The sequence below is a fragment of the Paenibacillus sp. NPDC057934 genome (genome assembly GCF_042887565.1).
Taxonomy (GTDB): Bacteria; Bacillota; Bacilli; order Paenibacillales; family Paenibacillaceae; genus Paenibacillus_AQ.
In genome coordinates, this window is the sequence record NZ_JBHVPB010000005.1 from 292,979 (window position 1) to 316,947 (window position 23,969).

The window sequence follows — 23,969 nt, forward strand, 5'->3', positions numbered from 1 at the left end:
ACTCTTACCATAACCATCCCCCGCTAATTAAGCTTGCTGAAAAAGTACCCGGTATTCCCCGTATCCTTCTTCTTCAAGGTCTTCTTTGGGCACAAATCGCAATGCTGCGGAGTTGATGCAGTAGCGCAGGCCGTTAGGGCCGGGGCCGTCGTTAAATACGTGGCCGAGGTGGGAATCGGCTTCTTTACTACGGACTTCCGTACGGACCATCAGGTGGCTGAGGTCGGTCTTTTCTTTGACGGAGTAATCGCGGATCGGCCGGGTGAAGCTCGGCCAGCCACAGCCGGAATCGAATTTGTCCTCAGAGCTGAACAACGGCTCGCCGGATACGATGTCCACATAAATGCCATCCCCGTGATGATCCCAGAATTCGTTGCGGAAAGGCGACTCTGTAGCATTATTCTGTGTCACTTCATATTGGAGTGGAGTCAGACGTCCTTTCAGGCTTTCCTTATCTTCCTTATGGGACCAGTGTTGTTCGATAAAAGCATCCCGGCCGGAGCCAGTGCGGTAGCGTTTGTAATGACCCGGGTTCTTGTGGTGATAGCCTTGATGGTATTCTTCGGCCCGGTAGAACTTGGACGCTGGAAGTATAGGAGTGACAATTGGCTTGGAGAAGCGGCCGCTCTCCTGAAGCTCGGCTTTGGAAGCTTCAGCCTCAGCCCGTTGTTCCTCGGAATGGGTGAAGATAGCTGTGCCGTACGAAGTACCCCGGTCGTAGAACTGTCCGCCATCATCGGTAGGGTCGATTTGTTGCCAGAACAGTTCTAACAGCTTGCGATATGGGAAAATATCCGGATTGAACGTGATTTGCACCGCTTCTACGTGGCCCGTAGTTTCGGAGCATACTTCTTCATAGGTAGGATTCTCTGTATGGCCGCCGGTATAACCTGAGACTACGTCGATAATGCCCGGTAGCTCCTCAAAAGGGGATACCATGCACCAGAAGCATCCGCCTGCGAAGGTGGCTTGTTCCGTCTTGGATTCTATATGATTCTTATGAACTTCACTCATTAATATCCCTCCATTCGAATAATGCAATTAAATAGATCACAATTTAATTATAAAACAAATATGGGCCGCCTGCCAGCAGTGGCCTCCATTAAGCCCCATTTGGACGCGAGCGTAATGATAGCCCTGCCAGGCCAATTACAGCCACGTACAGCAGGATAGCGATAATCGCGTTGCCCGGATTGCTCAGCCCATTTCCGCCAAGATATGCGAACAGGGCGATACCGGGGATTTTGCCTAAGCCCGATGCCAGTAGAAAGCTCCAGAAGGGCAGGCCCGCTGCTCCGGCGTAAGCGTTGACCGCAGTCTGCGGAATGATTGGCAATAGCCGGGCCAATACGACAGAGGCAAAGGGACGGCGCTCGATAGTAGCTGTGAACTTATCAAGTGCTGGAATTGAGGCAAGATAGGCTCTTGCCCTGCCATGGAACCAATACTTCACACCGATGAACATCAAGGCTGCGGCCAGGTTAGTCGCTAACCAGCAGATCAACGCACCTGCAAGACTTCCATATACATAGCCGAATAATCCGATGACAGCCTTGTAGGGCACAACGGGGAATAAGGCGAGCACGGTGGCCATTCCCACCGACAGAATCGGGTTTTGAACATTTCGCATCCAGTCGAGGATGTCATTCCTGTACATAAAAGCTGCGCCTATACCCGCAACATACAACAGAATCGGCAACCATTTTCTCATCTTAATATGCCCTTTCCTCCATCTCTTCATCTCATCATACTGAAAAAATTGAAATTATTGAAGCAAAGGTCATTTGTCGTTGCATCAGATCAAGGTATAATAGCTGGAAGAGTGCATACGTGATGAACAATCAGACTTCAAGAAGGGGAGAGCTCAAGACATGATCGTTCCTGATCGAAAAAGAGTTGCACTGGCCGGAATCGGCGGCATTGCGCGTAAAGTATATCTGCCACTGCTTGCCAACCATCCAGATGTGGAGGTGGCGGGAGTGTTGAGCCGTTCAACGACAACCGTACAAGATACGGTAGAGGCCTATCGTTTTCCCAAAGGTACAACCGATTTGAATGAATTATTGTCCTGGGATGTGGATGCCGTATTTGTGCATAGCCCAACACCCACCCATTATGATATCGTTATGAAATGTCTAGAACGCAGAGTCTCGGTCTATGTAGACAAGCCGCTCTCCTATGACTTGAAGGAGTCGCAGGAAATGACCCGTTTTGCCGAAGAGCAAGGGGTTCTGCTGGCTGTAGGCTTTAATCGCCGGTACGCTCCTTTGTATATGGGGGCGAAGGCTTGGTTAGAGCAGGCGGGTGGCATCAGCCAATGTACTGCTGTTAAGCATCGTACACAGCTTCAGTCCGGCAGCAGTCGCGAGACCGTATATGATGACCTGATTCATATGCTGGATTTGATGCTATGGCTGTGCGGCAATGACTATGAGCTGTTACGCTCCATGCTACAAAGTAACGAAGAGGGGCAACTGCTGCAATCCTCGGGTCTGCTGGATTGGAGTAGTGGAACGTCAGGGATGTTCAGCATGATTCGGGATGCCGGAACAGATCTGGAGAAGCTGGAGCTGCATGGAAACGGTAGATCAGTGGAGGTAGTGAATCTGGAGACGGCGGTATTTTATGAAAAGGGTAGCCTGCCACGTAGCCAAGGCTTTGGAAGCTGGGATACTATACTCCAGAGAAGAGGCTTTAGCGGCGCAGTGGATGATTTTCTAAGCCATATCGACTCTCCAGAGCAATGTGGCATCGCGGCCGCAGCTGTTTTGGCAAGCCACAAGTTGGCGGAAGAGCTTACGGATTGAGGAGAACAGAAAGGGGATATACATAAAAATGGATGACCAGCGTAAACAAATGGAAGAACAGATTATTGAGAGCTATAAGCGTGATGAAGAAATGATGATTCTTGTCTTTGCCCAGTGGTGTGTGAACAATAAGCTGGACCCGCATGCTTTGTATTTGCAGGCTTACCCGCAACAGGAGAACAATGCAGCTCTGCATCATGCGCTCTCCTTGACGGTATCCGAGGAGGAAGCCGGATTTATCTCTAATGATACGGTGCTAGGCGTGTTGTCGCTGTACAGTAATGATGATTTGGCCTTTGTAGTCACCGAGGCAATAGCGGAACGCGCGTCTTTAGAGGGGAATAACGAGTAGCCAATACCGGTCATTGTTATGTCAGTATTAACTTTTTTTTGGCAAACGATGTTCATCGGGGTTGAAGTGTGGTAAAATTTTATATACTAACTAATAGTAAGTTTTATTAGTGAGAGGTGAAAACAATGGAACAACATCAACTGACAATGTGTCCGAGATTTGAGACAGCTTTTTCTTTCCTCGGCAAGCGGTGGAATGGCCTTATTATTCAGACTTTGATGAGCGGGCCGAAACGCTTTAAAGATATTTCGGGTCTGATCCCTTCGATGAGTGACAAGATGCTGTCGGAGCGGATGAAGGATCTGGAATGCGAAGGCATTCTGGTACGTCATGTTTACCCGGAAACTCCGGTACGTATTGAGTATGAATTGACAGACAAAGGCCGTGCGCTTGAGCCTGTCATGAAACAAATTTCTGTATGGGCCGAGAGCTGGGTCGAGTAGCTTGTATCCGGTCAATGCCTTGTAGATAGCCTCTTTCTCCTGTATTGGAGAGGGGCTTTTTTCAACCTCTGATATCTCAGCTATGATGTTCAGGTATTTTTGACTATTAAATTGCTTATTTACTTTAAATTGGATAGTAAATGGTTGCACAAAGTCGAGATTTGTGTAATATAATAGAAAAAAACATTGCCCAGCCTTTGTGGGGATGATTTCCAATCGCTTGTTTTGTCCTGTTGTCCGGCCTAAGTATTCTCTAGCCAGCCCGGGTACCTGGTTGCTGCTTGAGATGCATGTTTTAGATTCAGCACAACTAACAGGAGGCGAGAAGATGAAGACTACCCTGTTTTCCCGGGAAATAATGTATGGAAAAAAGGATGTTGCCGAGCTGGAGGCTGCTTCGATTAAGGTGCAGCTTATTTATGATAAGACACTGTATATGCTTCACAGCCATCTTCCTAAGTCCTTGTGGGATGCGTGGATCGGTGTGCCTTACAATATTATATCTTCCCTTTATAAGGGTGATAATGATGGTGGAACTGTGTTTCAAAAGTGGATTCAAGGTCCGTCAGGCTTTAAATGTATCGGTTGTGAACGTCATTGTCTGGAATCTACGTCACCTCCTGCTGAGCTTCGGCCACCGGGTGTACAGCGGAAGTACAAATTCCACAATGGCATCAGACAAAGCATGGTACTTCAGGCTGTAATCTGGTCCCTGTATGAGAATACGATATTGTTCGAACCTTTTTTGGGCGGGGAACCCTTTTTGACTGAAGAGGATTTGGATACGATCTCCTCTTATTTCGTGCCAACTTATTTGAACCAATTCCCTTTGCTAGAGCTTTCCAAGCCTTGTAAAGAGTATAAGGATCAGCATATTCGCGTGTACCAGGAATGGATATCGGCACCGGATGTGGTCCTGCAATGGGATGGCGGGTTGACGGAAGGTCGATGGATGACTGGTGTTTATATGGATCATGCCCGGTTTGCCGGACTTGGTCCTTACGTGAAGGATGCCAAGGGCAAGCGTACGTATATGCAGGCCTTTGTTCAATAAAAAGAATCAAGTTTACCTGCTGTCTCATAGGCTGAAGGACGAGCCTGGTATCTCTAGGTGATATTCCTAAGTGTGAATAGAAGCAGTGTTTGTAAAGAGTTCCTTAGGGGACTCTTTTTTATCCTATCAGTAGGAATAATCTCCTGATTTTGCATTGAGAACGTGACTGGCTTCGGTTATTCTAAAGGGAGAGGTAATACGAAGTGACTACAGCCTAAGATACTGCTAACGGTTGTTGTCGGGAAGATAAGGCGGTGCCGGGGTTGGGGCGTTTGTTGCTAGGATTGATTATTATTGTGACCTTGGGTGGATGTTCCTCTGCTCTTGGTACCAAAGCAGAAGTGGTTACAGGGCCTGAGGGGCCGACATTTTCCTTAATGGTTGGTGGCAAAGAGCTGGCTGACAGTACGGAAAGGCTGTTAAGCGGGACTTATAGAAAAGGAATCACGATTCTTGAACTGTTGCAGGGCAGCGGTGTTGCTGTATTTGCGGAAGACAGACAGAAGCTTCTGTCTGTAAGCAATGTGTCCCTGGGGCCAGCAATGGAATGGGAAGTACAGATGGACGGCAAGGTAATCAGTAATACGCATTGGAAGAGCAGTCCTGTTAATTCAAGTGCACGTATTGTGATTATGGCAAAGTCGGATGCCGGAGGCAAAGACCCGGATTCAGTCATCCTATACGTGAACGGTGGAAGTGAGCAGGAGACCCTGACACATATGTACGTAATGAGCTTTACGAGCGATCTCTCTGTGAGAAACCTGCTGAAGAGCTGTGGAATGGTTCAACTGTCGGAAGACAACCAGAGAATCAGAACGGTGAAGGGATATACGCCTCTGACCAGTGAAATATGGAATTTGCGAGTGAATGGTAAAAAACTGCTGGACAACGGAATGGATATGAAGCTTCGGCCGATGGATGAGTTGGAGATTTCCTTAGGAATGCGATATTAACAATACATAGCGGCCAGATCACCTATTAGAAAATGGGGGGTCTGGCTATTTTATTTGCGTTCAATTGGGATTTTTATATGGATGATTAATTGCCAATTATATTGTGAAAGTATTCACAATTTCTGTGACTGCAATCACAATCTCGGTTTAAATTTGAAATGTATACTTTCACTAGAAGGAAGTAACATGAGAGCACGCAGAAGCATTGAGGAGGTACCTAACTATGACCGCAAACAGAGAAAAGTTGGTTTTAATCGGCAACGGGATGGCCGGAATTGGCACTGTGGAGCAGATTTTAAAGCTTGGTGGTGCGTATGAGATTACCGTGATCGGTAGTGAACCTCACCCTAATTACAACCGTATCATGCTTTCTTATGTTCTGGAGGGCAGCAAGACTACTGAGGATATTATCCTAAACAATTGGAACTGGTATGAGGACAATCAGATAACGTTGCATACGGGAACAACGGTTACTCGCATGGATACGGCCTCACAGCAAATCTTCACGGATAGCGGATTGATAATTTCATACGACAAAGCGATCATCGCAACTGGATCGAATTCGTTCATTCTGCCAGTACCGGGCAGCGACAAGGAAGGTGTAGTGGGCTTCCGTGATATTGCGGATTGTGAGGCTATGTTGGCAGCAGCCCAGCAGTACAGCAAAGCAGCTATAATTGGCGGGGGACTGCTCGGACTGGAAGCGGCCAAAGGGCTGGTCAACCTTGGCATGGATGTCACTGTTGTTCATCTGATGGAAGATTTGATGGAGCGCCAGCTTGACCGAAGCGCCTCTTCAATGCTGCAAGCAGAACTGGAGCGCCAAGGCGTGAAATTTGAGATGGGCATGCAGACGGTAGAACTGACCGGCGGGCAGAGGGTAAGTGGGCTGCGGTTCAGCGATGGCAGCGAACTGGGTGCTGATTTTGTCGTCATGGCTGTCGGGATTAAGCCGAACGTGCAATTGGCGAAGGATAGTGGCCTTGAAGTTAACCGCGGAATTGTTGTGAATGACTACCTTCAAACCTCTGCAGAGGGCGTATATTCTGTAGGCGAGTGTACGGAGCACCGGGGCGTATGTTATGGTCTCGTCGCGCCGTTGTTTGAGCAGGGGATGGTACTTGCTAAGCATTTGTGCGGTGTGGACACGAAGCCATATGAAGGTTCTGTCGTGTCGACGAAGCTGAAGATTTCCGGTGTGGATGTATTTTCTGCAGGCGAATTCATTGATACCCCCGAACATACAGTGATCTCTTCCAAAAATGAATGGAAACGGACATACAAGAAGATTTTGCTGAAAAATAATATCATCGTCGGTGCAGTCCTGTTCGGAGATGTGATGGAGTCAGCTAATCTTCAGAAGCTTGTGAAGCAGGGTGCGGAGATGACGGATGAGATCTATGCAGAGGTTATGGGAACCGGCTGCTGCGGAAACGGTGAGGCCAAAAAGGGCTTATCTGTGGAGTCCATGACCGATGAAGAAATTGTTTGCGGCTGCAACGGTGTGACGAAGAAAGCCATTGTAGATGCTGTAACCGAGAATGGCTTCACGACGGTGGACGAGATTAAGGCCTGCACAGGTGCAACCCGTTCCTGCGGCGGCTGCAAGCCAGTAGTTGAGCAGATTCTGCAATTTGTACTTGGTGACAGTTTCCAGCAAAGTGCCAAACATGGCATTTGCACCTGTACATCCCTGAGCCGGGATGAGATCGTGGCAGAGATTCACGCTAAAAGTCTAAAGACCAGCAAAGAGGTCATGCATGTGCTGGGCTGGGCCCAGGAGGAGGGTTGCTCCAAGTGCCGTCCCGCTATTAACTATTATTTGGGTATGACATATCCCGACACCTATGAGGATGAGAAGGAATCACGCTTTGTCAATGAGAGAATGGGAGCCAACATCCAGAAGGACGGCACCTACACTGTAATTCCGCGTATGTACGGCGGGGTGACTACACCAGAGGATTTGAAAAAAATCGCCGACGTTTCCCTCAAGTACGATGTTAAAGTGGTCAAAGTCACCGGTGGACAACGTCTCGATCTGATCGGTGTGAAGAAGGAGGATCTGCCCAAGGTGTGGGAAGAGCTGGATATGCCTTCCGGCTATGGGTATGCCAAATCGTTGCGTACCGTCAAGACCTGTGTAGGATCGCAGTTCTGCCGTTTCGGCACCCAGGACTCTATGGGCATGGGCGCTTTGATGGAGCGCAAGTACGAACGACTGGACTTCCCGGCTAAATTTAAAATGGCGGTCAACGGCTGCCCGCGCAACTGTGCGGAATCCTGCACGAAGGATATCGGCATCGTCGGCAATGATGGTGGTTGGGAGGTCTTCATCGGGGGCAATGGCGGGATTATGCCACGAATTGCAGATTCATTCTGCAAGGTCAAGACCGATGAGGAATTGATTGAAGTATGCTCAGCCGTGATGCAGTACTACCGCGAAACCGGCAATTATTTGGAGAGAACCTCGGATTGGGTGGAACGAATGGGGCTTGCAGACATTCAGAACGTCATTCTGAACAATGAGAGCAACCGTAAGGAACTGGCGGCACGAATTGATTTTGCCCTGGCCCAGGTTAGCGATCCTTGGAAAAAAATCCTGAACGACGACAGCACCCGTTCGGCTCTGTTCGAGACAGCAAAGGTCTAGCCGAGCGCATGCTGGCCGGAATAAGGAATGAATAATCTTAAAGGAGCGAGAACGATGGAAATGACGAAGCGGGAATATATGATCGGCGCAGTGCAGGATTTTCTACCACAAATCGGTCGGGCAGTTAGGGTGGGAGAGACTGAGTTGGCTGTTTTCTGCACCTCTGGCGGGACTTTCTATGCTGTGGGGAACCGCAGCCCTCATCCAAAGGGCGGACCGCTCGCAGAAGGAATCGTATCGGGCTATTATCTCTATGATCCCTTGTACGATTGGAAGATTGACCTACGCTCCGGCGAGGTCCAGGCACCGGATCAGGGCAGAGTGGTGACCTACTCCGTTCAGATTGAAGAGAATCAGGTGAAGGTTAGCGTGTAGCCTGATCAATTAAGATTTATAAGCATGGTGAACCAGAAACAGCGGGGTGAATGTTAATGTTTACGCAAAATGTGGAGAACATCGTTGAAGCAGCTGTTCACAAAAGGGACAAAATGAATGAAAGCCTGCCCAAATACTTTCTGGCAGCACTGCTGGCAGGGGCCTATGTAGGTATTGGCATTATCCTTATCTTTTCACTTGGAGCGCCGCTGGCAGCACTTAAGTCGCCATTTCAATCGCTAATTATGGGGGCTTCCTTCGGAATTGCCCTAACACTTGTTGTCTTTGCGGGGTCGGAGCTGTTTACAGGAAATAATATGTTTTTTACAACAAGCACGCTTGCAGGCAGAACTAGCATTGGTGATACGCTAAAGAATTGGGTGATCGTCTTTCTTGGCAATTTGGCAGGTGCGGTTGTTCTTGCTCTTCTAATTCAAGGAACTGGGCTGTTCAAGGCGGCTCCGGCGGAACATCTGATTTTCACGGCTGCAGCTAAAAAAATGAGTCTGCCGTTCTCAGAGCTGTTCTTCCGTGGCATTCTTTGTAATTGGCTAGTCTGTCTGGCCCTGTGGATGTCCTCTCGGGCCAAGAGTGAGACAGCCAAGCTGGTGCTGATCTGGTGGTGCCTGTTCGCGTTCATTGCCAGTGGTTATGAGCACAGTGTAGCGAATATGACGCTGCTGAGCCTGGCGTTGTTGCTTCCAGGTCATCCCGAAACGATCTCGCTGGCAGGCTGGCTGCACAACATGATTCCTGTAACACTCGGCAATATTATTGGCGGCGGCGTCTTTGTCGGCATGGCCTACTGGTTGATTTCACCTGTGCGCAGTGCCGGTGTGAAAAGCTAAAGGGCGTCTTTTGCTGAGCACAGCGTTACTCCACAAAGCTAAACTTTTCTAAACCAGGATCTCTCTCGCAGGACGGGGCTTCCTGGTTTTTGACGTTCGAACTGTCCAGCTCGCGCAGCCATAAAAAAGACGCCCCGCAAGGCGTCTTGACCACTCTATTAAGTTCCGTAAAATTTCTTGGGTCAGGTATGATTCAATGAGGTAAATAGAGGGTATTAGATTAGGGCGTTAGATTCGGCAAATTTCTCCCGGGCACATTTCGCAATGGCAAATTTCCTGAAGCATGCCCAGATCCTTGATGACGATCATGCCGTTCTCATATTCCACAGCGTCTTTCTTCCGAAGATCGCTCAGCATCCGGTTAACGCTCTCACGGGTGGCGCCGATCATATTGGATAGATCTGTGTGCGTAATTTTTTTGTTAATCAGAATGTTCTCGCCGCTCTTCTCACCATAGGTGTTGCCCAGACGGATCAGCGTAGAGCAGAGTGCGCCAGGTTTACCATACATCATTAGATCTCGGAATTTAGTTTGTGTCAGACGATGATGAATACCCATCCACTTCATGAAGTCAATGGCAAAGTCGCAGTGCTGGCAGATGAGAATCTCCAGATCTTTGTGTTCTATGACGCCTACTTCGCTGTCTTCAATGACTTCGGCTGTAAAGCTATGTTTCGTGCTGAAGAAAGGATCGGCTTGACCGACCATATCGCCGGCTTGATACATATAGAGAATGAGTTCTTTACCTTCATCGGTAGATTTGGTTAATTTCACACGTCCACGTTTGATGTAAAATAGTTTATCCGAATAGTCGCCTTCCCAGAACAGGTGCGATCCTTCAGGGACTGTACGTTCTTTCATTGTGACGAGAAGTCTGTTGAAGTTCTGCTCGGAGAAACATTTTGTATTGCCATGGGCTTCGATAGCATTTTGGTATTCCTTGATCATAATCGACATCCCCTTTATTCCCTCAGTTTTTCAGTAAATTTTAAATTAATTATACCTTGAAATTGGCCAGATATGGGTGAAAAAAAGCCTTTAAAAGTGTCAAATTTTTAACATTGTGATTATTTTCACTTCAAATGTGTGAGATTTAATATGATTTTCGCGACATTAGGAGTATAAAGGGTAACTAAGGCCCATAGCAAAACAACCATTACCAGTATACACATATAGTGGGATTTGGTTGTTTTTTTGTTGTCTTTTTTGCAAATGAGGTTGGTTTGTACACTGGTTTCACATAATTTCGTATAAATGCACATAACTCTGTTACAGCCGGACATTGGCGATAATAAAGCCGGACGATATCCTAGAGTTGAGCGTCTGGAGCTCTGTGTTTATGAGGGCGGGCGGACAAAACTCAGGAGAAGGAGAAATCATACATGGCTAAAGTGGCGGACAAATATCTAAAAGTAGACCCGTGGGCAATTATCGAAGAGGGCTTCGACACGGAGCGGAACCGGGTTTCCGAATCTATCTTTTCATTAGGTAACGAATATATGGGCGTACGTGGATACGCTGAAGAAGGATACAGCGGTGACAGTCTTATCGGGAGTTATTTCAACGGTTTAAATGAACAGCTGGACATCGGCAATCATTATAAAGGGATTATTCGCTCCCTGCGGTATATGGTCAATTCCGTGGACTGGCTGCATACACGTATCGCTGTAGACGGCGAACAGCTTGATTTGGCCAAGAGCAAGATTTCGGATTATGTACGCAAACTGGATTTCCGTACGGGCACCTACCGCCGGGAATTTGTATGGCACCTGGAGAATGGGAAAAGCCTGAAGCTTGTTTTCACCCGGCTTGTCAGTATGACTATGTCTCACCTTGGTTTGCAGCAAGTTGAATTTGAGCCGCTAAACTTCTCCGGAAGTGTGGATATCATTTCGGGGCTTGATTTCAATATCATTCATGAAGAGCGCGGGGTGAGCATGTGGAACCCTGTTCGCAGCGGAGAGCAAGATGGAATCTCTGCAATTTTGGCGAGTACCGTAAATACCGGTAACAAGTTGTTCTCCAGCTTCACATTGAAAGCTTCCCAACCGCTTGAAACGGCACGTGTTGAACGGGAGAAATTCATTGGACAGAGCTTCTCATTGGAATTGACCCAAGGTGAAACTGCACACTTTACGAAGTTTGCTATCAACTGCGCAGACAGCACATCCGCAAGAAGTGCCGAAGAACTGTGGAGTGAAGGACTAGGTCTAGCTGTGGCGTCATTAAGTCTGGAAGAGAAGGCTGTACTTGCGGAGCAAGAAGCTTACTGGAACGGAATCTGGGAGACCAGTGATATTAGCATCGAAGGCGATCCAGAGAACCAACAGGGTATCCGGTTCTGTATTTTCCAACTGTATCAGACCTACCATGGCGACCATCCGGGCTTCAATATCGGAGCTAAGGGTCTAACGGGTGAAGTATACCGCGGACTGGCTTTCTGGGATACAGAGTCTTACTGTCTTCCATTCTATATGTTCAACAATCCTAAAGCGGCCAAGAGCTTGTTGGAGTTCCGCTACAGAACGCTTCCTGAAGCTATTCAGCGCGCTAAAGATGTGGATTGCGAAGGTGCATGCTACCCGATCGCTACCATTGACGGAACGGAAAGCTGTGATCTGTGGCAGCACTCCAACCTGCAGTTGCATGTAGGTACGGCGGTATCCTTTGGTATTTGGCACTACGTCAAGAATACTGGAGATAAAGAGTTCCTCTTCAGCAAAGGGGTAGAAATGTTGATCCAAATCAGTCGTTTCTATGCTACGCGCGGTCAATGGGGACAACGTACCGGTGAATACGGTTATTTTGGAGTTATGGGACCTGACGAATTCCAACTGATGGTTAACAATAACTGCTATATCAACCTAATGGCCAAAAAATCCTTCGAATTTGCCCTGGAAGCGATTCAGGAAATGAAGGAAAAGGCTCCGTCCGAGTTCGCTGAACTGTCAGCTAAAGTGGAACTGCGTGAGGAAGAACTAGGCGACTGGAGCAACAAGGCAGAAAAAATGAAGATTCCTGTAGATAAGGAAACTGGAGTATATGAGGAGCATGACGGATTCTTCGATATGCCTCACATTGATATTCACTCCATTCCAGTGACAGAATTCCCGCTGTATTCGAACTGGTCGTACGATCGTTTGTACCGCTATGACATGATCAAACAGCCGGATGTGCTGATGTTCATGTTCTTGTATAGTGAGCAGTTCACCAAGGAAGAGAAGCTCGCCAACTATGAATACTATGAGTCAAGATGTATCCATGAGTCTTCGTTGTCGCCATCAATCCACTCCATTCTTGCCAGCGAAATCGGCAAGCATGAGGAAGCGTACAACTTCTTTGAATTCGCGACTCGCCTTGACCTTGATAACTATAACCGCAATACCCGCGAAGGACTTCACACGACTTCCATTGCTGCGGCATGGATGAACATTGTGTACGGATTTGGCGGCATGCGTTCCGACGGCGAACGTCTGTCATTCCAACCATCGCTACCTGAGCGTTGGACCTCCTACAGCTTCCAGGTGATGTACGAGGGAGTGCTGCTGAAGATTATTGTGAATAAGGATTCGGTTAGTCTGAAAGCCATCAGCGGCGGTAGCACAGAGATTGTTGTATACGGGCAACGAATTAAAGTGGATGCCTCCGGTACGGTGCTTCCGCTGGGCGAAGGGATGATTGCAGGTTGAGCTGGACAGTCAAAGAACAGAGCTTCGACAAGAACCTGATAACGACCAATGGGAACAAATATATGACCGGCAACGGCTATATGGGATATCGCGGCACCCTTGAAGAATTCGGCAAGGAGCAGCTGTCTGCAGTGACTCTGGCTGGTCTCTATGACAGGGCTGGGGACAAGTGGCGTGAGCCTGTGAACGCTCCTAACGGACTATTTACGGTCATCTCCTACAACGGCCAGCCGCTCAGTGTGCTGGATACCGAACCGGTCTCTCACATACAGGAGCTGGATTTCCGCAGTGCAATCCACCGTCGTGAGACTGTATACCGTACGCCTGAGGGAGGCACGGTGACCTTTACGGCTGAACGTTTTGCAAGCATGGATAACCTGCATCTGCTTCTCAGCAAACTAACTGTCAGCAGTACGATCGATTGCCGGATAGATATTGAAACGGGAATCGACGGAGAGGTGTGGGATATCAATGGTCCTCACCTCTTCGAGAAAAAAGAATATGCCGAGGGTGATGTGCTGATCTCTAGTGCGGTTTCCGGCGAATTGAACGTTCCGGTTGCCGTGGCAGAGATCGCTGATTTTGGCTTTGGAGAGCAGCAAATTGTGGATGGCCTGGCCATCCGCAAGCTCTTGCTGGATGCCAAGGCTGGCGAAACCTACGAATGGCATAAGTATGTGTCAGTTTACACTGGCCTTGATGCCGGTAAGGCACCGGTAGACAATGCTGTAGAGGCTGTTAAAGCTGCGGCAAAGCTGGGATATGATGAACTGCTTACGGCACATCGTAAGCGTTGGGAAGATCGTTGGCTTAGCAGTGATGTGATCATTGAAGGTGACGATGAAGCGCAAATGGCACTCAGATACAGCATCTATCAGCTGCTGATCATTGCCCCGACGGAATCGGAGAAGGTCTCCATTCCAGCACGCGGCTTGTCCGGGCAAGTCTATAAGGGAGCAGTGTTCTGGGATACAGAGATGTTCATGCTGCCGTTCTTCCTGCACAGTGATCCAAGCACCGCTCGCAATCTGATGATGTACCGCATCCATACCCTGGATGGGGCCCGCCGCAAGGCAGCGGAATATGGCTTCCTTGGTGCATTCTATGCTTGGGAGAGTCAGGATACGGGTGACGATGCCTGTACCCTGTTCAATGTGAACGATGTGTTCACTGGACGGCCTATGCGTACTTATTTCCGGGATAAACAGGTGCATATCAGTGCGGATGTTGTCCACGGTATTTGGCAGTATGTGCAGTTTACCGGTGATGACAGCTTGCTGGTGGATGGTGGAGCAGAGGTGATCTGGGAGTGTGCCAGATTCTTCTATTCTTACGCCTTCTACAATCCAGTCAAGAAGCGCTATGAAATTCTGGATGTGACCGGACCGGATGAATATCATGAACGTGTCAACAACAACGCATTCACGAATGCACTGGTCAAGGAAAGTCTGGAGATTGCGCTACGGACCGCAGAGTTGCTGAAAGAGAAACATCCTGCTGAGTTTGAAAAGCTGACAACTCAGTTTACAGACGGTCCATTCCTGACCGAGATCGGTTCGATGCTGGAGAGCTTCTATGTTCCACAGCCAGATGAAGAGACACTTGTCATTGAACAATTTGACCGTTATCATACGCTTGAAGAAGTTACGCTGGCCGACCTGAAATCGCGTGTTTTGAACAAAAACGAATATTGGGGCGGCGGCAACGGTTTGGCAACAACAACCAAAATTTTGAAGCAAGCAGATGTTGTACTCATGCTGAACCTGTTTAAGCATTCTTTCTCCAAAGAAGTCAAGAAGGCGAACTGGGAATTCTACGAGCCCCGCACCGAGCATGGCTCCAGTCTCAGCCCGTGCATCTATGCGCTGGTCGCTGCTGATATCGGCTCTCCCGACTGGGGATATCCGTACTTCATGCGGACTGCTACAGTGGATTTGACCGGTGAATCGAAACAATACGTAGGCGATCTTTATATCGGCGGAACGCATCCGGCTGCGAACGGCGGTGCGTGGATGGCAGCGGTGCTTGGTTTTGCCGGCGTGCATTTCGACGGCGATACCGTGCATATCAAACCTTCCTTGCCACAGAAATGGGAGGCAGTTGAGCTTCCTGTGGTACTGCGCGGAGGAAGCTATACGCTGCGAATCAGCCGCGGAGAAGTAACCATTACGGCTGCAGCAGGCAACAGCGGAGCATTATCCTTTGTTGTGGATGGCGCAGAGTCGCAGTTATGCCGGCCGGGTGTGCAGCTGAAGCTTCAGACCGCAGGGGCTGCGGTATAGCTCGATCAGCTTGCAATTATATTTTCGTATACAATAATAGATATATGATTAACCCATAGAGAGGACAGAATATCATGCTGCAAAATATGAAAGGTGCCATCTTCGATTTGGACGGTGTCATCGTAGATACGGCGAAATACCATTTCCTGGCCTGGGCAGAGCTTGCCCGTGAGCTTGGCTTCGAATTCACAGAGGCAGATAACGAACGACTCAAGGGCGTAAGCCGGATGAGATCGCTGGATATCCTGCTGGAGATAGGTGGGCTGGACTTTCCAGAGGAAGAGAAGCTGGCGATGGCGGATAAGAAGAACCGCCTGTATGTAGAGTTCATCACCAAGCTGGATGAGTCCGAGCTGCTGCCGGGCGTGAAGGAATATCTTACAGGTCTTAGAGAACGTGGGGTTGGTATCGCGCTTGGTTCAGCTAGCAAGAATGCGATGTTCATTCTTGACAAGCTAAACATTACCGAACTGTTCGATGCAGTTGTTGATGGCAATAAGGTGTCCAACGCTAAGCCTGACCCTGAAGTGTTCCTTATCGGGGCGGTAGAGCTTAAATTGCAGCCGGAGGAATGCGTTGTGTTTGAAGACGCAGAAGCGGGTGTGGAAGCAGGTAAAGCAGCAGGAATGAAGGTAGTCGGAATCGGCAAGCCGGAAATTCTGAAGGAAGCAGATCTTGTCGTTGCCGGATTGCATGAACTCCTCTAACTTGATAGACTGATGTCATTATGAGGGAGTTCTCTCATGAATGCCAAGTCTACGAAGGAAGTTTGAGGGATGAGAAATGGAGACCACTCTTTTATGGCCTGACGGTGCTCCCGGAGCTGCTGGTACTAGTGACGAGGATTGTCCGGCTATTACACCTTATCTAGTTGATGGAGACGGCAATGCCGCAGTTGTGATCTGTCCCGGTGGTGCTTACGGAATGCGCGCAGATCATGAAGGGGAGCCTATCGCCTTTTGGCTCAACAGCCTAGGCATTTCAGCCTTTGTGCTGCGCTACCGTGTAGCGCCCTACCAATATCCCAGCGCGCTTCTGGATGCTAAGCGGGCGTTGCGTACAGTACGGTTGCAAGCTGAGGAATTCAGAATTGATCCCGCCCGAATCGGGATTCTTGGATTCTCCGCAGGGGGTCATCTGGCCTCCACGGCAGGCGTGTTGTTTGACAAGGGCAATGCAGAGGACCCTGATCCGATAGAACGGGTATCCAGCCGTCCGGATCTCATGATTCTATGTTATCCGGTAATTACTATGGATGATCAGGTGGTACACAAGGGGTCCAAGGAAAATTTGCTGGGTTCTTCCCCGCAAGGTGATCTGGTGGATCTTATGAGTAGCGAGCTTCAAGTAGGAGCAGACACACCACCGACCTTTTTGTGGCATACGTCGGATGACGAAGGTGTGTCGGTTGAGAACAGCCTTCTTTTCGCCACAGCGCTGAGACGTCATGGTATTCCGTTCGATCTGCATGTCTATGCACATGGAAGACACGGCTTAGGTTTGGCTACAGAAGAGCAGCATACGAGTGGCTGGACGGAGACTTGCGCTTCATGGCTTGACTTAAACGGATATTCGCAATAATAATGTACTAATAAGAGTTCAGAGAAGACTGGAGCCGTACTGACGGGCTGTTCCAGTCTTTTTTTGTGCTGTAGCTGTATAACTAAGACTTTCAAATATACTCCATAAATTAATGAATAACTGTAAATTTAGCGTTTTATTTCCTCTGGCTAAATCATGGCGTAGCATATATTTTGCCTGCAGTAGAAAAAAAGATACAAATACTCCTAAAAAACTTTAGAATAGACATATATGACGCATATAGCGTTTGTTATAGTATTGAAGCTGGAGGTGTGCCTAATGTGGTCAAAGCTTGTTAAACCACTTGTGAAACTGAACGTCAAGCAGCAGTTGATCCTGTTGTTCCTGATTATGATCTCTCCCATTCTGATTCTGAACAGCTACGGTAATTTGAAGGCCGAGGGCATTCTCAAGCGCCACGTTACGAATGCATATGTGGAGCTGAACAAACAAAATTTTACCATTATCAACCGAGATATTGAGACCGTTAACAAAATTTCCACCACTATCATTCAGAACCCGCTGATTCAACAGCTCAGTACAACAAACAATGAAATTGTGATGGATTCATTCAAACGTTATGAGGCTATAGAAAAGCTGCTGGTCAGCTACTCCCAGGGGACAGGGAAGGATGATGTTATTTATTACTCGCTCTATGTTTACGATCCGGAGGATAAATATTTCTTTGCCCCGAACTTCCCACAGGTCAAGAAGGCGGGAGTTTATTTTTTTTCCAAGGAAGAGGAGCCTAGCTGGTTCCAATCGGTGGTACAACAGAAGGGTCGTGGCTATCTGCAGTTTATGGACAGGCTCAGTGCTCAAGCCGAGAATAACAAGACACTAACCTATGTCAGGGCGGTCAATAATATTTACCGGGGAGAAGGGACAATTGGGGTATTGGTTGTGAGCAAAATGGAGTCCAAGATCAGTGAATCGCTGAAATCGATATCGCTGCCTGATGGTGAGATCTATCTCACAGATATGAACAATCTTGTGCTTGCTTCTACGATTAGCAATTTAGGTGACCATATTAAACTGCCCGAAGGGGCAGAGGCCGGAGATCCAGAAGGCATTGTGGATGTTATCACGAGCGATTTTATTTATGTGGTCAATAGTAACCATGCCCTGGGGCAGAAGCTTGTCTACAAGGTTCCTGTAAAAGCGCTTTTGCAGCAGCAAAATGAAATGAAGCGGGTCATACAGTATATCACCATCGCCTATGCGGTATTCGGGCTGATCATTCTTACATATTTCTGGCGTTCTCTGATGACGCCTTTGCAGAAGCTGGCTTTTTTTGTACGCAAATACGAGCCCGGCAACCGTGTCCCAGAGACGCCTAGATGGGGCAGCAATGATGAGGTCAGTGTGCTAATCACATCCACCTATGACATGGCCCGAAGGCTTAACGGCCTAATTACTTATAAATATCAGATGGAATTGAAGCAAAAAGAATCGCAACTGCAGCTACTTTACCAACAAATCAATCCCCATCTGCTATATAATACACTTGAGAGCATATATTGGAAAATATCGCTAGAGGGTAATGCCGAATCTGCCGAGATGGTCAAGCAGTTGTCCAAGCTGATGAAGATCAGTCTCAGCCGTGGCAGAGAGTTGATTACACTGGAGGAAGAATTGGAACATGTGTCTGCTTATATCAAGCTCCAGCAGCACCGGCATGATTATGTTTTTCGGGTTGAGATGAATATTGATCCGGATATCAAGAGTAACTTGATTCCGAAGATCACTTTGCAGCCGCTGATCGAGAATGCCATCATCCATGGCGTCAAAAATATGGGGGAAGACGGCGAGATTATTATTACAGCCTGGCTAGAGGAGGATTCTATACTTATCTCCATAGAAGATAACGGTTACAAACTGGTTGATTTTGAGGCAATTATGTGGATTCTCAATGAAGAAAATCCTAACCCTACCAGCGGTTACGGCATCCGCAATGTCAACCAACGTATACATCTGCATTTTGGACCTGAGTATGGCATTAGCTATGCTGCCCGCACAGGTGGCGGAACCCAGGTGATAGTCAAGCTGCCAAAATCGGAGAATCAAGAAATAAAAGGAGATTAACGATATGTTTAATATATTGGTAGTGGATGATGAGCCGTTGATTGTTAAAGGATTGAGCAGCCTACTCGCTTCATCTGGTCTGGATATCGATCATATTTATACGGCAAATAGCGGTTTTGAGGCGCTAGATTGTATTCGTATGGAAGATATCGACCTGCTGGTTACGGATATTCAGATGGGAGCCATGAGTGGCATTGATCTGATGCAGCATGCGAAACTGACTAAGCCCTGGGTTCAGACCATTGTCATCTCAGCTCATGAGACGTTTCAGTATGCCCAAATGGCTGTACGCCTAGGGGCCAAGGATTATTTGATCAAGCCCTTGAACAGCGAACATTTTCTGGATTCTGTGCGCAATGTGCTACTGAAGCTGGATAAGCCTTCACCGGAGCTGGATACGTTCATGTCCGGCATCAGCGAGAGCTTTCGCTTGGAAGAGACGCAGCCAGAGTATAGCCAACTGTTGACTGAATTGCTGGCGAATCCGGATACGGTGCTGGCTGACCCGCGCAGTCTGCAAAAAATAGATGCCTTAAACCTTCAGGGTCCTTTCTTCTCAGTCATAAAGATCAAACTTCCCTTGTCTGATCCGGGGTCAGAGAAGAAATATGGTGCCAATGATAGGCGTCTTCTATGTTATGCGGCCCTGAATATTGCCAAGGAACTGATGGATCAGGAGTGGAACTCTATTGCATTTTACTCTCCGGACGGAGAAATAACGATCATTATCCAGTGGAATGAGAAAAGCTATGAAGAATCTTCTTCCGGCCAGATTAACCGGCTCGATGTTCTGGGTCGCAGTCTGCATTTCAATATTCATAAATATCTGCACCTGCATGCTGTTATCGGCATCAGCCAGATTCTGAAGGGTCTACCTTTTATGAATGTCTTGAACCGTCAGGCTTCGAAGGCCATTCTCTGGAACAAGGAGCATAGTGATCACTATGTGTTCTACTATGGTGATTTTAACTGGAATAATTACGCAATAGACCCTTCTGCCGAAGAATTACATACGCGAAGTAACCTCATTGTCCAGAAGGCCAAGGAATATATCGACGAGAATTATGCACAAAAAGGTCTGACCATTCACGAGGTAGCGAAGAAAAATCATGTGAGTCCCAACTATCTGAGCTACCTGTTCAAGAAGAACACAGGATTTAATCTGTGGGAGTATGTGATCAAGCTGCGGATGGAAGAGAGCCGGGAGATGATTCTGAACACGGATCTGCGAAGATATGAAATTGCAGAGCGGGTGGGCTATGAATCGCCGGAACATTTTAGCAAAATATTCAAAAAATACTATGGAATCAGCCCCAGCGAATTGAAGAAGTAAGAACACTCATGACTTCGATAGATATACACATGTTCAGTACAAGCCTGATTTTCTACAATTTAAGGTAGGAAGCATTTTGTGAAAAAATGCCGAACGAACCATAGGAATGAGGGAGCTTGATGAACCAAACTGTAGTAGTAAACGAAAACCCGGGGGCACAGATGGAGCGTAAATCATCCACGCCACAACGGAATGGCCGCTGGAAGAAAAACTTCTGGGGCTACATGTTCCTTGTACCCGCATTTGTTATTTTCATCCTATTCATGTGGGTTCCCATTTTGAAGGGCTTAGTGTACAGCTTTTATCATGTCGATTTCGTAGCAGGCAATACTTTTGTTGGCTTTGGCAACTATGCAAGAGCGCTCAGTGATCCCGACGTATTAACGGCTATAAAGAACACTCTGTATTATATGGCATTATGTTTTGTTCTTGGATTCTGGGTTCCAATTGCATTCGCGATCGCGATCTCCGAGTTGCGCAGATTTGGAGGCTTTGTGCGGGTAGCTGCTTACTTGCCTTTCGTTGTACCGGGTGTTGTATTGTATGGGTTATGGAGATGGTTGTATGATCCGGTTGGACCTATCAATGCTGTACTAGGTAGTTTTGGGGTTGACCAAATTTCGTTTTTGACCGACACGAAGTGGTCTATGATTTCACTCGTCTTTATGGAGACCTGGCAGCAATTTGGTTCAGGGATGCTAATATATCTGGCAGCGGTGCTGAGCATTCCGCGTGATTGGTATGAAGCGGCAGAAATTGACGGTGCTGGTGTATGGGCACGTATTCGTCATATTACATTGCCTTCAATACGCAATCTGATTATCCTGATGCTTATTTTGCAGGTTATCGGCACATCGCAAGGGTATCAATCACAGATGGCTTTGCTTGATGGTGGACCTAACAACACCACGTTGACCTATGCTCTGCTGATGGTGAAATATGCGTTTACAAGACTTGATTATGGAACGGCTACTGCGCTAGGCATGCTTATGTTCATCGTCCTGGGCGGTTTGGGCGTCTTGCAGTTCAAGCTCAACAAGGAGGACAACTAAGATGAAAAGCGGAGACAGAGGCATATTATCGGAACACGATCTAAAGCAGACCAGTAATAAAATAGCATATGGAATAATGGTTTTGGTTATATGCGCCATGGTGTTTAGCATGTTGTATCCCATACTCATGATGATGTTCAATGGACTCAAGTCCAATACGGAAGTGAACTCGTTCCCGCCACACTTTTTCCCGCAGGAATGGCACTTTAGCAACTTGAAGGATGCTATGAACTACATCGATTTGTTTTCTTACTTAAGAAACACTATCTATATCTTTTTGGGTAACATGCTTATGACCCTGGTGGTACTGGGTATGGCATCGTTCAGTATCTCCCGGATGAATGTGCCTTATAAGAAAGCTATCTATTTCTTCTTCCTGATGACCTTGTTTATTCCGGCGAGCAGTTACATGGTTCCGAACTTTGTCAACCTGAAGGAACTGGGCTTGCTGAACCAATACGCGGCTTTCTGGCTGCCAGCAGGTGCCAATACATTCTATTTCTTGTTGCTTAAGAACTTCTTTGATGGTATTCACCCGGAAATCTTCGAAGCCGCTCGGATCGACGGCGCCTCAGAGCCAAGAAGTTTCTTCTCCATCGCGGTGCCGCTGTCGGTTCCAATTTTTGCAACACTGGCCATTTTTATTTTCTCCACAGCATGGAATGACTGGTTCTGGCCGTCACTCGTTATGCACAGTGATGACAAGTACACACTAGCTACGGCAATTTATAAATATGTTATTGATGTTAAAGCACTTAATACCAATATCAAATTTGCGATTCTCTTCCTTGTCAGTTTGCCGCCGATTGTCGTATTCTTGATCTTCCAGAAGTTCATTATGCGCGGTGTGGCTTTATCGGCTGTCAAAGGTTAATTTTAATATCTGATTCTACTATCAATCGTAAACTTACACATAAAAGGAATATAAATGCACCTCGTTTGTAAACGATTTCTCTTTTATGATCAATGTGTAAGATAATTATGAAATTGAAAAGGGGAGTTTCAATGCGCAAGTATTCCACTATGCTACTAAGCCTCCTGATGGCCGGTTCGTTGCTTTCCGCTTGTGGCGGCAACAACGCTAATACAGCCAGTGACAAGGGCGGGGAAGCAACTACAGCCCCAACGAATGCCGCAACAGACAATTCGAGTGGCACCGATGCAGCTAAGGATGACATCACCCAAAGAAAAATTACGATCAAGATTCACTATCCAACACCTGACCTTACGGAGATAAGAGCTAAGGAAGATGACAAAATTAAGCGTTTCCAAGAGGAATATCCGAATGTAGAAATCATCAAAGACGACTGGCAATACAAGGTCAATGAAATCGGAATTAAGATGGCTGCGAATGAAGCACCAACGTTCTATAATACCTTTGCTACAGAAGCTAAATTTCTGGTTGAAAAGGGCTGGGTAGCCGATATTACTGATCTCTGGAACAAATATGAGCACAAAGACGAAATCAACTCCGTCCTGCAGAATCAGTTCATCATTGATGGAAAAGTATATGGCGTAACACAAAAAGGTTATGTCACCACTACAATGATCAATAAAAAGATGCTTGATGAAAAAGGCGTTGCGGTTCCTCCACTTGACTGGACTTGGGACGATATGCTGAACACTGCCAAGGGCGTAGCAGATACTAAAAAAGGTATCTCCGGTATTGCCCCAATGGGTAAAGGTAATGAAGCAGGCTGGAACTGGACCAACTTCTTATTCGAAGCCGGTGGTGATATCCAAAAAGTTGAAGGTGGAAAGGTTGTAGCTACATTCAACTCCGACGCTGGTGTCAAAGCTTTGGACTTCTACAAGCAGCTTAGATGGGAAGCTAATGCTATTCCTCAAGACTGGGCACTTGGCTGGGGTGATGCTGTAGGCGCGTTCCAACAAAGCCGCACTGCAATGGTTATGGCCGGTTCTGACGGCGTTATCGAGCAAGCTCTGAACCAAGGTGGTCTGAAGCCTGAAGACGTATTGACATATCCAATGCCTGCTGCTGAAAAAGGTGGCAAACACACTGGCGTACTGGGTGGCGACTATCTCGTAATCAACCCGAATGCAACGAAAGACGAGCAAGAAATGGCTTTCCGTTACATCACATTTGACTACTTCTCCGACAAGGGTCTGGAGGCGCTTGATTTGGTCCTCCAACAACGTACACAAGACGGTAAGTACTTCATCCCGCCGCTTCTTGACTACTACTCTGCTGATTCTGAGTTCGGTAAGAAGACCAAAGCTGTCTATGATAAGTACAATAACGTGTACCAATACAATCCTGAAATCATGAACCTGGTGGACGGTAAGCCGGAAGCTCAATACAATACTCAGGACTACTATGCAACGGTATCCAACGTCATTCAAGAACTGTTCTCCAAAAAAGGAACAGATTCCAAAGCTCAGCTTGATGCTGCTGCTAAAACGGTCCAAGAGAAATTCTTCGACGGCATTAAAGTTGAATAATT

At 47.4% G+C, this 23,969-nt stretch carries 20 protein-coding genes; 17 read left to right on the forward strand and 3 right to left on the reverse strand.

Going from position 1 to position 23,969, the window contains the following annotated elements:
- Positions 1-27 precede the first annotated feature (27 nt).
- Both msrA and ACFVRY_RS13675 read right to left on the reverse strand, forming a co-directional pair.
- Positions 28-1,014 carry a peptide-methionine (S)-S-oxide reductase MsrA gene (gene msrA, locus ACFVRY_RS13670; RefSeq protein ID WP_387500731.1) on the reverse strand — a complete coding sequence of 329 codons (987 nt, stop codon included), beginning with the start codon at positions 1,012-1,014 and terminating at the stop codon, positions 28-30.
- An 88-nt stretch (positions 1,015-1,102) separates the two neighbouring features.
- Positions 1,103-1,711 (reverse strand): TVP38/TMEM64 family protein, encoded by a 609-nt coding sequence (locus ACFVRY_RS13675; protein ID WP_387500733.1) that lies wholly within the window; start codon positions 1,709-1,711, stop codon positions 1,103-1,105.
- 160 nt (positions 1,712-1,871) lie between these two features.
- Between ACFVRY_RS13675 and ACFVRY_RS13680 the strand changes: the two genes are divergently transcribed.
- The 8 genes from ACFVRY_RS13680 (at position 1,872) to ACFVRY_RS13715 (ending at position 9,482) form a co-directional block, all read left to right on the forward strand.
- Positions 1,872-2,807, forward strand: coding sequence for a Gfo/Idh/MocA family protein (locus ACFVRY_RS13680; RefSeq protein WP_387500734.1), 936 nt, complete (start codon positions 1,872-1,874; stop codon positions 2,805-2,807).
- A gap of 28 nt (positions 2,808-2,835) precedes the next feature.
- On the forward strand, positions 2,836-3,159 hold the full coding sequence (locus ACFVRY_RS13685; protein WP_387500736.1) for a hypothetical protein: 324 nt from the start codon (positions 2,836-2,838) through the stop codon (positions 3,157-3,159).
- A gap of 125 nt (positions 3,160-3,284) precedes the next feature.
- Positions 3,285-3,602, forward strand: a complete 318-nt coding sequence (locus ACFVRY_RS13690) for a winged helix-turn-helix transcriptional regulator (RefSeq protein WP_175373008.1) — start codon at positions 3,285-3,287, stop codon at positions 3,600-3,602.
- Positions 3,603-3,930: 328 nt separating this feature from the next.
- A complete protein-coding gene (locus tag ACFVRY_RS13695) occupies positions 3,931-4,656 on the forward strand; it encodes a hypothetical protein (protein ID WP_387500737.1) in 726 nt (241 codons plus the stop codon).
- Between the two features lie 284 nt (positions 4,657-4,940).
- Positions 4,941-5,609 (forward strand): hypothetical protein, encoded by a 669-nt coding sequence (locus ACFVRY_RS13700; protein WP_387500738.1) that lies wholly within the window; start codon positions 4,941-4,943, stop codon positions 5,607-5,609.
- Positions 5,610-5,832: 223 nt separating this feature from the next.
- Positions 5,833-8,259: a nitrite reductase large subunit NirB gene (nirB, locus tag ACFVRY_RS13705; protein ID WP_387500739.1), complete on the forward strand. Its 2,427-nt coding sequence runs from the start codon at positions 5,833-5,835 to the stop codon at positions 8,257-8,259.
- Between the two features lie 27 nt (positions 8,260-8,286).
- Positions 8,287-8,634 carry a nitrite reductase small subunit NirD gene (nirD, locus tag ACFVRY_RS13710; protein WP_387500740.1) on the forward strand — a complete coding sequence of 116 codons (348 nt, stop codon included), beginning with the start codon at positions 8,287-8,289 and terminating at the stop codon, positions 8,632-8,634.
- 56 nt (positions 8,635-8,690) lie between these two features.
- Positions 8,691-9,482: a formate/nitrite transporter family protein gene (locus ACFVRY_RS13715; protein WP_387500741.1), complete on the forward strand. Its 792-nt coding sequence runs from the start codon at positions 8,691-8,693 to the stop codon at positions 9,480-9,482.
- Between the two features lie 228 nt (positions 9,483-9,710).
- Here ACFVRY_RS13715 and ACFVRY_RS13720 read toward each other — a convergent pair whose 3' ends face one another.
- Entirely contained in the window at positions 9,711-10,430 is a 720-nt protein-coding gene (locus ACFVRY_RS13720; protein ID WP_387500742.1) for a Crp/Fnr family transcriptional regulator, read from the reverse strand.
- Positions 10,431-10,864: 434 nt separating this feature from the next.
- On the opposite strand from ACFVRY_RS13720, the gene ACFVRY_RS13725 reads away from it, so the two are divergent.
- The 9 genes from ACFVRY_RS13725 to ACFVRY_RS13765 all read left to right on the forward strand — a co-directional run bounded on the left by ACFVRY_RS13725 (position 10,865) and on the right by ACFVRY_RS13765 (position 23,967).
- Positions 10,865-13,171 carry a glycoside hydrolase family 65 protein gene (locus ACFVRY_RS13725; RefSeq protein WP_387500743.1) on the forward strand — a complete coding sequence of 769 codons (2,307 nt, stop codon included), beginning with the start codon at positions 10,865-10,867 and terminating at the stop codon, positions 13,169-13,171.
- Positions 13,168-15,453, forward strand: a complete 2,286-nt coding sequence (locus tag ACFVRY_RS13730; RefSeq protein ID WP_387500744.1) for a glycosyl hydrolase family 65 domain-containing protein — start codon at positions 13,168-13,170, stop codon at positions 15,451-15,453. The genes ACFVRY_RS13725 and ACFVRY_RS13730 overlap by 4 nt, the downstream gene beginning before the upstream one ends.
- 74 nt (positions 15,454-15,527) lie before the next feature.
- On the forward strand, positions 15,528-16,160 hold the full coding sequence (gene pgmB, locus ACFVRY_RS13735) for a beta-phosphoglucomutase (RefSeq protein ID WP_387500746.1): 633 nt from the start codon (positions 15,528-15,530) through the stop codon (positions 16,158-16,160).
- Between the two features lie 76 nt (positions 16,161-16,236).
- Complete coding sequence (locus tag ACFVRY_RS13740) at positions 16,237-17,034, forward strand: alpha/beta hydrolase (RefSeq protein WP_387500747.1); 798 nt, start codon at positions 16,237-16,239, stop codon at positions 17,032-17,034.
- 279 nt (positions 17,035-17,313) lie between these two features.
- Complete coding sequence (locus ACFVRY_RS13745) at positions 17,314-19,119, forward strand: cache domain-containing sensor histidine kinase (RefSeq protein ID WP_387500748.1); 1,806 nt, start codon at positions 17,314-17,316, stop codon at positions 19,117-19,119.
- Between the two features lie 4 nt (positions 19,120-19,123).
- Complete coding sequence (locus tag ACFVRY_RS13750; RefSeq protein WP_387500749.1) at positions 19,124-20,452, forward strand: response regulator transcription factor; 1,329 nt, start codon at positions 19,124-19,126, stop codon at positions 20,450-20,452.
- 161 nt (positions 20,453-20,613) lie between these two features.
- Positions 20,614-21,504: a carbohydrate ABC transporter permease gene (locus ACFVRY_RS13755; RefSeq protein ID WP_387500974.1), complete on the forward strand. Its 891-nt coding sequence runs from the start codon at positions 20,614-20,616 to the stop codon at positions 21,502-21,504.
- Position 21,505: 1 nt separating this feature from the next.
- A complete protein-coding gene (locus ACFVRY_RS13760; RefSeq protein ID WP_387500751.1) occupies positions 21,506-22,378 on the forward strand; it encodes a carbohydrate ABC transporter permease in 873 nt (290 codons plus the stop codon).
- A 131-nt stretch (positions 22,379-22,509) separates the two neighbouring features.
- On the forward strand, positions 22,510-23,967 hold the full coding sequence (locus tag ACFVRY_RS13765; protein ID WP_387500752.1) for an ABC transporter substrate-binding protein: 1,458 nt from the start codon (positions 22,510-22,512) through the stop codon (positions 23,965-23,967).
- Positions 23,968-23,969 lie beyond the last annotated feature (2 nt).